The sequence below is a fragment of the Dictyobacter sp. Z7_2 genome, from assembly GCF_057551105.1.
The window spans coordinates 4,680,615-4,693,219 of sequence record NZ_BAAJPE010000002.1; the positions used below are offsets into that span (position 1 = coordinate 4,680,615).

General features: G+C 52.1%; 8 protein-coding genes. 4 read left to right on the top strand and 4 right to left on the bottom strand.

The features are described from left to right. Positions 1 to 98 precede the first annotated feature (98 nt). Positions 99 to 1,580: an RICIN domain-containing protein gene (locus AC27N8_RS32980; protein ID WP_487073542.1), complete on the top strand. Its 1,482-nt coding sequence runs from the start codon at positions 99 to 101 to the stop codon at positions 1,578 to 1,580. Between the two features lie 54 nt (positions 1,581 to 1,634). Here AC27N8_RS32980 and AC27N8_RS32985 read toward each other — a convergent pair whose 3' ends face one another. Then, entirely contained in the window at positions 1,635 to 2,813 is a 1,179-nt protein-coding gene (locus AC27N8_RS32985; protein ID WP_487073544.1) for a WD40 repeat domain-containing protein, read from the bottom strand. A 274-nt stretch (positions 2,814 to 3,087) separates the two neighbouring features. Next, complete coding sequence (locus tag AC27N8_RS32990) at positions 3,088 to 4,179, bottom strand: WD40 repeat domain-containing protein (RefSeq protein WP_487073546.1); 1,092 nt, start codon at positions 4,177 to 4,179, stop codon at positions 3,088 to 3,090. A gap of 368 nt (positions 4,180 to 4,547) precedes the next feature. Between AC27N8_RS32990 and AC27N8_RS32995 the strand changes: the two genes are divergently transcribed. After that, on the top strand, positions 4,548 to 6,215 hold the full coding sequence (locus tag AC27N8_RS32995) for an RICIN domain-containing protein (protein ID WP_487073548.1): 1,668 nt from the start codon (positions 4,548 to 4,550) through the stop codon (positions 6,213 to 6,215). 5 nt (positions 6,216 to 6,220) lie between these two features. On the opposite strand, the gene AC27N8_RS33000 is transcribed toward AC27N8_RS32995, so the two are convergent. Further along, complete coding sequence (locus AC27N8_RS33000) at positions 6,221 to 7,096, bottom strand: tachylectin-related carbohydrate-binding protein (protein ID WP_487073550.1); 876 nt, start codon at positions 7,094 to 7,096, stop codon at positions 6,221 to 6,223. Between the two features lie 359 nt (positions 7,097 to 7,455). Here AC27N8_RS33000 and AC27N8_RS33005 point away from each other — a divergent pair, with 359 nt between their 5' ends. Continuing rightward, on the top strand, positions 7,456 to 8,421 hold the full coding sequence (locus tag AC27N8_RS33005; protein ID WP_487073552.1) for a collagen-like domain-containing protein: 966 nt from the start codon (positions 7,456 to 7,458) through the stop codon (positions 8,419 to 8,421). Between the two features lie 21 nt (positions 8,422 to 8,442). Here AC27N8_RS33005 and lacZ read toward each other — a convergent pair whose 3' ends face one another. Then, positions 8,443 to 11,526, bottom strand: coding sequence for a beta-galactosidase, LacZ type (lacZ, locus tag AC27N8_RS33010; protein WP_487073554.1), 3,084 nt, complete (start codon positions 11,524 to 11,526; stop codon positions 8,443 to 8,445). Between the two features lie 184 nt (positions 11,527 to 11,710). Here lacZ and AC27N8_RS33015 point away from each other — a divergent pair, with 184 nt between their 5' ends. Next, positions 11,711 to 12,502, top strand: coding sequence for a methyltransferase domain-containing protein (locus AC27N8_RS33015; protein WP_487073556.1), 792 nt, complete (start codon positions 11,711 to 11,713; stop codon positions 12,500 to 12,502). Positions 12,503 to 12,605 lie beyond the last annotated feature (103 nt).

Here is a 12,605-nt window from a genome sequence, read left to right on the forward strand (position 1 = left end):
TTCTGGCGGGTATAGCGAGACTCATGGTGAAAATGGAGATGTTGGGGACTGATATTTTTTTCCAGAGCCGGCATCTAACTTTCATGAAAGAAGGTTGTATGAAAACAAATCGTCGCAGATTGATTTTCGCAACGCTCTGTCTATTAGTGCTTGTAAGCATTGTGGTAGCAGGCGTAACCTCATTCTTTGGGAACCCGTACGATGCGAACGCTGCATCCACGCTTCCTGCTCATTATTTTGCCCCGTATGCTGAAATTGGCGAAGGTGATTCCCTACAAACGGTAGAGCAGACAACCGGTCAAAAGTATTTTACGCTGGCCTTTGCGATTGCGAATGGATCATCCTGTCAGGCCAGCTATCCGCAGCCAACCAGTGACATTGCCTTTATTCGTAGTGTTGGTGGTGATGTCATCCAGTCATTCGGAGGAGCGGCTGGCAAGGAGTTGGCACAAACCTGCACGACAGCCAGCAGCTTGCAAGCGCAGTATCAAGCGGTAGTGAACAAGCTTGGTCTGACTCATCTCGACTTTGACATCGAAGGCGGGGAAGAGAGCGATACAACCACGTACACCCGTCGTAACACTGCTCTGGCTGCACTGCAGCAGGCGAATCCGGGTCTGACCATCTCATTTACGTTGCCGTCGGGGACCGATGGTCTCGAAGGTGGCAGTACAAACCTGTTGAAAGATGCGATCTCCAAAGGCGTCAACTTCAATATCGTGAACTTGATGACGATGGACTTCGGCGCTTCCAACCAAACAGTCGGAAATGAGACCGTCAGTGGTGCCAATGCATTCTACAAACAATTGCAGGCGATCTATCCCTCGAAGACATCCAGCCAACTGTGGGGCATGATCGGCATCACGACCTTGATTGGTCAGAGCGATAACGTTGGCGAGATCTTTACGACCAGCGATGGTGCACAGGTCCTCTCGTTTGCCAAAGCGAACCAGATCGGTGAGTTATCTTTCTGGGCTGTCTCACGCGATAACGGCTCTTGTCCCGGCGCAACTGATGATCGCGATACCTGCGATGGACTTTCTCAGGCATCGTATGCCTTCACCAATAGCTGGAAAAGCTTTACCAGCAGCACTACGACAACTCCAACCCCGACGCCGACCTCAGGCACAGGCACAGTCCCGGTCGCGGGTACAGCCTACAACATAGTGAACAAGAACAGCGGGAAAGTTCTCGACGTCACGAATCAGTCGACCGCCAACGGTGGTGGGATTCAGCAGTGGACGCTTGTCAGTGGCCAGACCAACCAGCAATGGACCTTTATCGCCACAGGTGCTGGCACCTACTACATTATGAACAAGAACAGCGGGAAAGTCCTCGACGATACCAACTGGTCGACGTCCGCCGGTACAGCGATCCAGCAATGGAGCGAAGTCAACGGACAATCTGATCAGCAATGGGCACTTGTCGCAGCGGGCGGTGGCTACTACTACATCCAGAACAACTACAGCGGCCTCGTGCTGGATGTTACCAGCCAGTCGACCGCCAACGGAGCGGTGATCCAGCAGTGGACAGAAGTGGCCGGACAGGCAAATCAGGAGTGGAGTCTGGTCGCAGCATAGCCGCCAACCGTAACGTCGTATGCGAGCGTACGACGTTACGGTTGAAAAAAAGGATTACACCGGGGCTTGCCAGACCTGCACAGTCCGATCATCGGCACATGAGGCAATCCGTGATCCATCAGGTGACCAGGCAACATTTTGAACGTTTGGTTGATGACCCTTGTAGGTCAGAAGCAAAGAGCCTCCGCTGGCGTTACGCACCTCCACCCGAGATGCGGGCAAAATGGCTTGATAGCTCCCAAGTGCCAGTGCAACATACTTGCTCGTGGGGGACCAGGAAATGTTTTTGATACCATTTCCATCCTGAACCAGTGTGGTAGCTGTACCGTGACCAGTTGTAGGAGTCCACATTTGCAGTGTCTCGGCATTATTGATATATTGCTCGGAAGCAATCAGCATGCCGTTTGATGCCCAGGCGACAGCATTTGATTGATATTGGGTACTAAAGACTAAAATGTCATTGCCTGTGGTTGTCTCCCAGACCTTGATCGTTGGCATACTGGATGGTGCACCGCCGCCACGTATACCGGTACTCGATACGATCTGTCTTCCATCGGGTGACCAGGAGAGGGAAACGACCGATAGGTTATTTGCTGATTTGTGTCCATTATAGGTAAGGAGGTGTGCACCAGTGGTGGCTTGCCAGATCTGGACGGTCTTGTCAGAGGAGCTTGTGGCAAGGCGGGTGCTGTCGGGAGAAAATGCCAGGGTAATGATCCCCTGGATCTGTGCGTTATAACTCTTGACGAGTGTGCCACTGCTGGCATCCCAGATGGAAACGAGCGAGCCGCTGGCACCAGCGATATATTTTCCATTGGCCGACCAGGATAATCCGATCATACTTGGTGAGGAGTTCTTGGCCACAAATTTCAGAGAGGCAGTTGCGGCATCCCAGATGTGAACAGCTCCCATTTGTTCATTTGAAGCGATCAGTTTGCTGTCAGGAGACCAGGCGGCGGAAATGACGCGTGAGGTATGTCCTTTATATGTAACTAAGGTTGTTCCGGGCTGTGCTGCCTGGGTCGGGGTCGACGTAGGTGTTGATTTGACAGGTGTGGTGGGCGTAGAAGTAGGTGTCGCTGTGACTCGTGAAGTGGGCGTTTTTTTTGTGCTAGTGCCTTGATTTGTATTATTTGCATCACATCCGATAACAACGAATCCTGCAATACTGGTCATACTCACAAGAGCAGCTCTGCGCGACATCTTGTGTATTGGTATATTAGAATGCACCATTTCAAAATCCTTTTCTTCTGCTGGTCTTTTTGAATATAAGTGATATTAATAAATAGAATAGAGATAGAAAAAAGCTGGTGTGAAACACACGCAAGCCTCCTTTTATAGAATAAGAATTATTATTAGAATAAACTGTGAAATATCTCACAAAATAACTATGAAGTAACTCACAAAATACATATGTAAACCAGTGATGGCAACTTCGGCCTTAAGGCCGAAGCTGCCATCACTGTTCCGTAATTGGATGTTGCTGATGTGTTGCGAACAGATTGGATTACACTGGGGCTTGCCAGACCTGCACGGTCTGATCATCGGCACACGAGGCAATCCGTGATCCATCAGGGGACCAGGCAACGTCACGGACGTTTGGCTGATGACCTGTGTAGGTCAGAATCAAAGAGCCTCCACTGGCAGAGCGTACCTCCACTCGAGATTCGGGCAAGAGGGCTTGAAAACTACCAAGTGCCAGTGCAACATACTTGCTCGTGGGAGACCAGGAAATGTTTTTGATGCTTGTCCCATCTTGGACGAGCGTGGTAGCTGTACCGTGACCGGTTGTAGGAGTCCACAGTTGGAGTGTCTCTGTACTATTGACATGTTCCTGAGAAGCAATCAATGTACCATTGGGTGACCAGGCGACAGCATCAGCGGATAATGTATTGCTGAAGACGAATGTGTCCTTGCCCGTTGTGGTATTCCATACTTTGACGCTTGATGCACTCATCGACGCACCCCCTCCGCGTAGACTGCTGCTTGATACGATCTGTTTTCCATCAGGAGACCAGGAGAGGGAAACGACAGGTGTGCCGTATGCGACATTATGTCCATTATAGGTCAGGATGTGCGCACCTGTGGTGGCTTGCCAGATCTGGACGGTCTTGTCAGAGGAGCTTGTGGCAAGGCGTGTGCTATCAGGAGAAAATGCCAGAGCAATAATCCCGTCTGCTTGTGCATTATAACTCTTAATAAGTGCACCATTGCTGGCATTCCAGATGGAAACGAGCGAGCCGTTGGCACCAGCAATATATTTTCCATTGGCTGACCAGGATAATCCTACCAGGCTTGTCGTTTTCGCCACAAATTTCAAGGCCCCGGTTGCGGCATTCCAGATGTGAACGGCGCCTGTTTGTTCATTCGATGCAACTAACTTGCTATCGGGAGACCAGATAGCAGAGATGATGCTTCTTGAAGTATGTCCTTTATACGTGACCAGAGTAGTTCCCGGCTTTGCTGTTGGGGTTAATGTAGCTGCTTGAGCTGCGTCACTATTACTACATCCAATGAAGGCGAATCCTGCAATACTGGTAAGCGTTACGAGAGCATTTCGGCGTGACATCCTGGACATTGAGGCATCATGATGTACCATTTTGAAAATCCTTTTCTCATGTTGATTTTTTTGAATAGAAACGGCATTTGTGAACTTGAATACAGATAGGAAAAAATACTAAGAAACATAAGGGGTTTCGTATATAGTATAAGCTCTCTTTTTGTAATAAAATGTGAATTAGTTCACAAAAAAAGCATGAGCTAGCTCACAAAAAAAGCATTTTGTGAAGGTATCTGAGATTCTGGTGCTCTTTCCTCGTTGACTTATCGAGTTCTTGCGCTTTATAGTTAAGTAAGGAAGTCTGATAGTAAAAGATGGATACAAGGAAAATAGTCTATTTCTTTTCTCTTCTTCTTTTCTTTTTTTTCTGTATTCAAGGATGATTATTTGTTCAAGGAGGACGGTGTATGCCTGTCAAAAGCCGGCGGCTTATGATTATTATAAGTAGCCTCTTTGTGCTTTTATGTATTGTGCTTGCCAGCCTGAGTCTGGCGGCGGGGAGCCTTCATAATGCCAATGCTGCTCCCACGTTTCCGGCCCATTATTTTGCTCCTTATTGGGAAGGTGGAGTAGGTGATTCACTTCAGGTGGTTGAGCAGAAGACCGGTCAAAAGTATTTCACGCTAGCTTTTGTGACCAGCAGTGGTGGCTGTCAGGCGAGCTCTTTAACCTCCCTCAGCGAGATCCAGGCTCTGCGGGCTCTGGGTGGCGATGTGATTCAGTCCTTTGGCGGCGCGGCTGGACAGGAATTGGCTCAGGTGTGTGGTGATGCCAGCAGCTTGCAAGCGCAGTATCAATCCGTCGTGACCAAGCTTAGTCTGACCCATCTCGATTTTGATATGGAAGGCGGCGTGGAAGGCGATGCCACATCCTATACGCGACGTAATGCCGCTCTGGCGGCCTTGCAGAGGGCGAATCCAGATCTAACCATCGCCTTCACATTACCATCATCCCCTCAAGGCCTGGAAGGTGGAAGCATTAACATGCTGAAGGATGCTGTGGCTCAGGGGGTGAATTTCAATATGGTCAATCTCATGGTAATGGATTATGAATCGCCGAATAGTCCCATGGGCCAGTTTGCCATCTCGGCCGCCAATGGCCTGTTAGACCAGTTGAAGACTATCTTTCCTCAGAAAACCACTACCCAACTCTGGGGGATGGTGGGGCTGACTCCTATGATCGGTAAGAACGATTCCGTCGATGAGACCTTCACCTTGAGCGATGCTATGAGTGTGTTGGCCTTTGCAAAGACAAACCATGTCGGAGCCTTATCTTTCTGGGTGGTGTCGCGCGATAATCCAAGTTGCCCCAATTTCCAATGGGGAGGCGAATCGTCTTTAGATACCTGTGATGGCCTCTCTGAACCCGCCTATGCTTTTACCAAAGCCTGGCAACCTTACTCGGATACTGTCAGTGTGACTACAGATCTTTCGAAGGCATTTGTGATAGACGGTTCTCCAACGGTTGAAGACTCTCCCACATCAACCCCAACGATTGAAGAAACGCCAACAGAGACTCCAACGGTGGAAGCATCGCCAACGGAGACTCCAACCGTTGACGCTTCGTCTACCGCGACCCCATCTGCAAGTGATTTCAGTGGAGATTATTATGTTACCAATAAACACAGTGGGAAGGTGCTTGACGATACCGATTGGTCGATGAGCGATGGAACGACTATCCAGCAATGGAAGCAGGAGGAAGATCAAACCAACCAGCAATGGAGCTTTGAACCTGTCAGCGATAGCGCCTCAAGCGATGGTACTTCAAGCGGTACTATCTCTTACTACTATATCGTCAACAAATATAGCGGGAAAGTACTTGATGATACGGAGGGCTCAAGCGAGGATGGTGCGACGATCCAGCAATCAACCCGGCAGGATGGACAAGCCAATCAGCAGTGGAGCCTCGAAGCGGTCGGCGACGATACTTATTATATTATTAATAAGCAGAGCGGGAAGGTGCTCGACGATACTGATTGGTCTCATCGTAATGGCGCAATGATCCAGCAATGGACCAGGGGGGATAATCAGGACAACCAGGAATGGATTCTCCACCAGGTCCAAAGCCAAAATTGATACGTCTAATGGAGAGCTATCGCCGTCTGGAATTTGCTCCAGTTGATGCTGCTAATTACATGTCCGGAGTTAGCAGCCCAGGCGGCGGTGCCATCGTTTGCAATATCCTTGTACCAGAGTAGCTTCCCATCTTTGGTGATGGCGTAAATGACACCGGCGTTGCCTGCGAATACCTGTGCATACTTGTTCCAGCCACCACTGATAGCGTATCCCGAGCCAATTGTCCAGCCTCCCGTTCCATTATTTGAGCTATCCTTATACCAGAGCAGGCTTCCATCCTTGTTAATGGCATAAATGATACCTCCACTGCCGGCAAAGACCCGGATAAATTTATCCCAGCCCCCATGCGCGATAATGTGTCCTGAAGCTGGTGCCCAGGACTCGTCGCCGTTATTGGCGATATCCTTATACCAGAGCAGATTGCCATCCTTGGTGATGGCGTAGATGACGCCTCCATCTCCGGCAAAGACATTCAAGAACTTGTCCCAGCCGCTGTGAGCGATGATATGTCCTGAAGCGGGCGCCCAGGCTTCGTGGCCGTCAATGGCAATATCCTTGTTCCAGATGAGATTGCCGTCTTTGGTGATGGCGTAGATGACGCCATCGTCGCCGGCAAAGACTCTTATAAACTTATTCCAGCCACCATGGCCGACGATATGTCCTGAGGCGGATGCCCAGGCGTCGGTGCCATCATTGGCGATGTCTTTGTACCAGACAAGATTTCCGTCCTTCGTTACCGCATAGGTCCCGCTCGACGCTCTTTTCGCTGCGATGTCATGTTGCGTCTGCCTTGCCATTGCCGGTCCAGTTATGGCGAGTGATGCTGTTATGAGTATGAGCGCTGTGCCGATCAAGCCTGAAATTATGTGTAGTGCTTTCATTAATGTGCCTTTTAAAAGCTTGTTTTACCATACTGAAGACTTTCGAAATTGTAATATGGTAAAAATAAGACAGTGTCAAAATTAAAGCAAATGCTTATAATAACATTTTAATTGCACTTGCAATTGATCGGTATGAATGAACGCTTTTCATATAGTTACCAATGGGGGCTTGTACTTTTTTTTCCTACGTTAAATTCAAATGTGTATAGGTACATGCTATTTTTTTCTCGTATTAATATAATAGTAGAGGATTGCTGTTTTTATGAGAGGAATAAAGTATCTCGGTTTTGGTATTTCTCTATACAGAGAATAGCTTATCTCATGTTTTTACTATTATTTGTAAAGGAGAAATAGCTTTTATGCGGAAAATGAGCATGTTTTGCGTTGCACTTATGTTTGGTCTACTGGTAAGTTTTGCGTGCCTGGTGGATGGCGCCTCTGCGCACGCACGCAACTCTGTGCGTGATATTACTTTGATAAATCACTGCAACAATGATAGGCATTGTCATAAAGATAATGATAGACCGCCTTTTTGGCCGCGTCCGTGGCCTCCTATCTACCATCGGCCGGTGGTGATTGGCATTCCAGGACCAGTGGGACCAATGGGACCAATGGGACCGCAAGGAGTTCCGGGTGCGGCTGGAGGTCCGGTGGGACCGGTTGGTCCAGTAGGGCCGATGGGACCAATCGGGCCAGCAGGACCGCAAGGGATTCAGGGGCCTGCGGGAGGACCAATCGGGCCAGCAGGACCGCAAGGGGTTCAGGGACCTGCAGGAGGGCCAGTGGGGCCGCAAGGGCCAGCAGGGCCGCAGGGAATTCCAGGGCCGATGGGACCGCAAGGAATTCCAGGACCGGCAGGAGGGGCAGTAGGACCAGCGGGACCAACTGGACCGGCCGGAGCCACGGGAGCCCGTGGACCTATTGGTCTGACAGGAGCCACGGGAGCTAACGGAGCCGCTGGAGCTACAGGAGACACAGGACCTCAGGGACCAATCGGGCTGACAGGGGCCACGGGAGCTAACGGAGCAGCAGGACCAACAGGAGCCACAGGAGCCCAGGGACCGATTGGGCTAACAGGAGCCACAGGAGCCCAGGGACCGATCGGGGCCACGGGAGATACAGGGCCTCAGGGACCGATCGGGCTAACAGGGGCCACAGGAGCCCAGGGACCAGCCGGGCCAGCCGGAGCGGATGGGCCAGCAGGACCAGCAGGACCAGCAGGACCAACAGGAGCAACAGGGGCCACTGGAGCAACCGGGCCAGCGGGACCAGCAGGACCAACAGGGGCTACCGGAGCAACTGGACCAGCGGGACCAGCTGGCTAAACAAACCGATCAAGCTGACAATCAGCGTATTGGTTTTAGCTTGATCTGGAATTGGAATTCCCGGGTAAGGAGCTCATATTGCGGGAGTGGGCCTGGGCCGCAGCTCTCACTCCCGAGTCCATGCTGGGCGTAGTCAAGGTGCAGAGTGACCTCCGGGCGCTTGATGAGCTCGTAGGGATGCCTGGCCTGTTCCAGATCGTTGGCTGTATAGTGATGGGCGCTAAAGTTGAGTTGTGGCGTTGCCGTGGCCAGCAATCCCACTCCTCGGGAGGTGGTCACGGCAACCCGGCGCACATCGGTGCGGTTGCCGTTCTCCTGGGGACGCTCGTAGGCGGTGGCAAGTTCGTCGATGGTTTTGCGATAGGCTCCCACGCGATTCGCTTGCTTGCTGTCGCTATAGGACTCGCCGGGACCGCGTCCGTACCACTCAACCTGATCGAACTCGGCGGGCAGGGTCAGAGCAAGTCCGATACGGGGAAGCGTGCGGGGAAACGCTCCATGTGGCGTGCCGTGCACGTCGATGAGGACCTCGCCGGTGCCGTCTATATGGTAGCTGATACTGCTGTTGATGCCCCAGGCGAGGACCGGCGGTGCCAGGCGTGCCTCGACGACGATGGTGACCGCTCCATGCTTGGGCTGCTGCTGCCACGTGATCCTTTTGACGCGACTCTGAAGGCTGTGGAGTCCCGCTTTGCGCCAGGCAGGCTCAAAGTGAGGAGCATCATTATCGGTGGGGGCGCGCCACAGATCGAGCCTGGGTCCTCGCGTCAGATAGGATTGTCCGTTGTGCGACCAGCGCTGGATCTCTCCATGGATGAGATCAAAGTCGATGACGAAATCATTGCCCTCGATGTGGATCAGGTTGGCTGTTTCCTGGCAGTGCAACGCTGGAATCTGATCAGGTTGGCTGGCTGGCTGTGCCTCGATGGCGCTTTTGAGCTCAAATTGTGCCCAGGCGACTTCGTGTCCGCTGCTGGCCCAGGATGTATCGGAGGCCAGTTTGAAGCTGAGGTTGAGCCAGTAGTCGTGATAAGAGTCTGCCGGCTGCTCGTAGGGAATCTCAATGGAGGCACTTGCTCCGGCTGCGATCTCAGACAGGGGGAGCGTGCCCGATTGGACGATCTGTCCCTCTTCGGCAACGTTCCAGGAGAGTGTGAGATGACCGAGATCGCTGAAGTCATAGCGGTTCAGCAGCGAAATGGTCCTCGCCTTGAGATCAATCTCCTGTACTCTGATCGGCTCAAGCACCTTTTTGTATTCGAAGAGTCCCGGGGTTGGCGTGTGATCTGACTGCAATAAACCATCCATGACGAAATTGCTGTCATTGGGCTGATCACCGAAGTCGCCACCATAGGCAAAGAAGTCCTGTCCGTTGGCTGTCCGATGGCGCAGACCATGATTGTTCCACTCCCAGACGAATCCGCCCTGTAGCTCCTTATGTGCATAGAACAGATCCCAGTACTCCTGGAGATTGCCTGGTCCGTTGCCCATGGCGTGCGCATATTCGCAGAGGATGAATGGCTTGGCTGGATCTTTCTTTGTAATGTAGTCTTCGATGAAGTCGATGGTGGAGTACATGCGACTGTAGACATCGGTTGTCTCGGCCTCGTAGTCGGCCTCGTAGTGGACGAGTCGGCCCGGATCGAATTCTTTGGCCCAGCGATACATGGCGGCGTGATTGCGTCCATAGAACGATTCGTTGCCCAGCGACCAGAGGATGATGCTGGCATGATTCTTATCGCGCTGCACCATGCGCTCGATGCGGTCAAGATAGGCATCCGCCCATTCGGGATTATCGGAGGTCCATTGAGCGGGCTTGATGTTAGCTTCGTCGACCAGTGCGAAGCCATGACATTCGAGATCGGCCTCGTCGATCACGTAGAAGCCGTACTCGTCGCAGAGATCGTAGAAGCGCGGATCGTTGGGATAATGCGAGGTACGTATGGCATTGATATTATGCTGTTTCATCAGGAGCAGATCTTTGCGTATCCAACTCAATGGGAGCGTGCGTCCGAGCTCCGGATGGTGCTCGTGGCGGTTGACTCCTTTGAACATGATCGCTTTCCCGTTGACCTGGATGTTGCCATCCTTCAGCTCGATGCTTCTGATACCAACGCGTTGTGCCACGCTCTGAAGGATCTTGCCATCGGCATCGCGCAGCGTCAGCAGCAGATGATAGAGATAGGGAGTTTCTGCTGTCCACTTGTGCGCGTTGGGGACGGATAGCTGCAAATGATGCTCTGACCGTTGTCCAGGTATGGTTACGACCGAGCTAGAAAGCGTATCGACATCGCGCAGAGGCTGCTTGTGGGCATCCAGCAATTGCAGCGATAGATGATACTCGGTGGCAGCGACATCCGCAGCCTGTTCAAGCGTCGCCAGCACATCGAGGGTCGCATGCTGATAGTGATCATCGAGGAGCGTGCGCACGAAATAGTCGTCCAGATGAGTTGGTGGAAGCGCCAGCAGATAGACATCGCGGAAGATGCCGCTCAGCCACCACATGTCCTGATCCTCGATATACGAACCGTCGGACCACTGATAGACACGCACCGAGATACTATTGCTGCCCTCATGGATCATCGGGGTGATATCAAACTCCGACGCGTTGCGACTCCCCTGACTGTAGCCAACCTCAATGCCATTGATCCAGACCTGGAACGCGCTATCCACGCCCTCAAAGCGCAGCCTGACCTGCTGACCGCTCCAACTGGTCGGTATTGAGAAGCTGCGTCGATAGCTGCCCGTCGGATTCTCAGTCGGCACGTACGGCGGATCGATAGGGAATGGATATTGCACGTTAGTATACTGTGGACGTCCATAGCCCTGGAGCTGCCAGCAGCCCGGAACCGTAATCGCATCCCAGCCTGAGACATCGAAGGTCGCCGCAAAAAAATCTTGAGGAGCCAGGGCAGGCGTCGTCGCGTACTGAAACCTCCAACTCCCGTTGAGCAGCTGGAACGCCGCAGCATTCCCGCGTTTATACGTCAGAGCGGTCTCCTCGGCCTGAAAGGGAATAAAATAGGCGCGGCTCTTGAGTCGGCCTCTCTGGAGCAGATGTGGATTTTCCCAGTCATGGGGCGCTTGACTGTGTGTGTCATGCATGTGATTTTTCCTGATCTTCGTTGATGCTAGCAGCAGGGACAATGCCTTCGTTGATGCCAGCAGTAGGACAATTGATGATGCTTTTCACTTCCTCCCTATTGTATCTCACATCACAAATATCGTCTCTTAGAAAGAGATGAATTTTGTTGGCTGGATGCCGTTATCCGATAGGGGAGCAACAATCATGCAAGAAAATTCAGAGGAGTTCAACATCCGACAGGGAGCCGCTTTTCAAGATACTGTGGTGGTGGATGCTTATCGCTATCGAGCTCCGTATCCGCCGGAAGTCTTTGATTTATTGACCGGGCTGATCTCAGGAGAGTCACGGGCCGTACTCGATGTTGGTACTGGCTCCGGGGACATCGCTCGTCAGCTCATCTCGCGTGTCGAGAGCATCGATGCCGTCGATCTTTCTCAGAGCATGATCGAGCGGGGCAAGCAGCTGCCCAACGGAGATCATCCCCACCTGCGCTGGATCCACGGCAAAGTCGAAGACGTCGAGCTTAATCCTCCCTATGGACTCGTCACTGCTGGGTCGAGTATCCACTGGACCCAGTGGGAGATTGCCTTCCCACGCTTTCGCTCCATCCTGACTCCAGGAGGCTTCGTCGCCGTTGTGGCACGGCGCACCCTGCCGATGCCCTGGTCCGACGAGCTCAGAGCTCTGCGCGACCAATACGCCGTCGTGACCAATCATCGGGGACCTGTCGCGCATCGCATTCTCATAGAGGAAGGCTTTTTGCAACAGGCAAAAACGCAAGAAACCGCTCCCGTTCTCTTTCAGCAATCGCTTGATGACTACGTCGAGGGACAACATTCTTATAGTCGTTTTACTCGCGAGCGCATCGGACTGCAACGCTCATACGAATACGATCGGCAGGCAAAATCGATCCTTCAAAAGTACCATCCGGATGGCATCTTGCCGCTGCAAGTCGTCGGCGTCGTCACCTGGGGCATACCCGCTGGCGGAGCGTAAAGAACCTCTTAACGTAATATCCTCTTTAATAGGAGAAATATCCTCACGAATAGAGCGTTCATGATTTTCACTCGTCTCTATAGTATATGGGGTAATTCTTTCA

Coding starts and splice junctions, on each gene's coding strand:
- AC27N8_RS32995 (WP_487073548.1), top strand. CDS start 4,548: ATGCCTGTCAAAAGCCGGCGGCTTATGATTATTATAAGTAGCCTCTTT.
- AC27N8_RS33000 (WP_487073550.1), bottom strand. CDS start 7,096: ATGAAAGCACTACACATAATTTCAGGCTTGATCGGCACAGCGCTCATA.
- AC27N8_RS33015 (WP_487073556.1), top strand. CDS start 11,711: ATGCAAGAAAATTCAGAGGAGTTCAACATCCGACAGGGAGCCGCTTTT.
- AC27N8_RS32985 (WP_487073544.1), bottom strand. CDS start 2,813: ATGGTGCATTCTAATATACCAATACACAAGATGTCGCGCAGAGCTGCT.
- AC27N8_RS32990 (WP_487073546.1), bottom strand. CDS start 4,179: ATGGTACATCATGATGCCTCAATGTCCAGGATGTCACGCCGAAATGCT.
- lacZ (WP_487073554.1), bottom strand. CDS start 11,526: ATGCATGACACACACAGTCAAGCGCCCCATGACTGGGAAAATCCACAT.
- AC27N8_RS33005 (WP_487073552.1), top strand. CDS start 7,456: ATGCGGAAAATGAGCATGTTTTGCGTTGCACTTATGTTTGGTCTACTG.
- AC27N8_RS32980 (WP_487073542.1), top strand. CDS start 99: ATGAAAACAAATCGTCGCAGATTGATTTTCGCAACGCTCTGTCTATTA.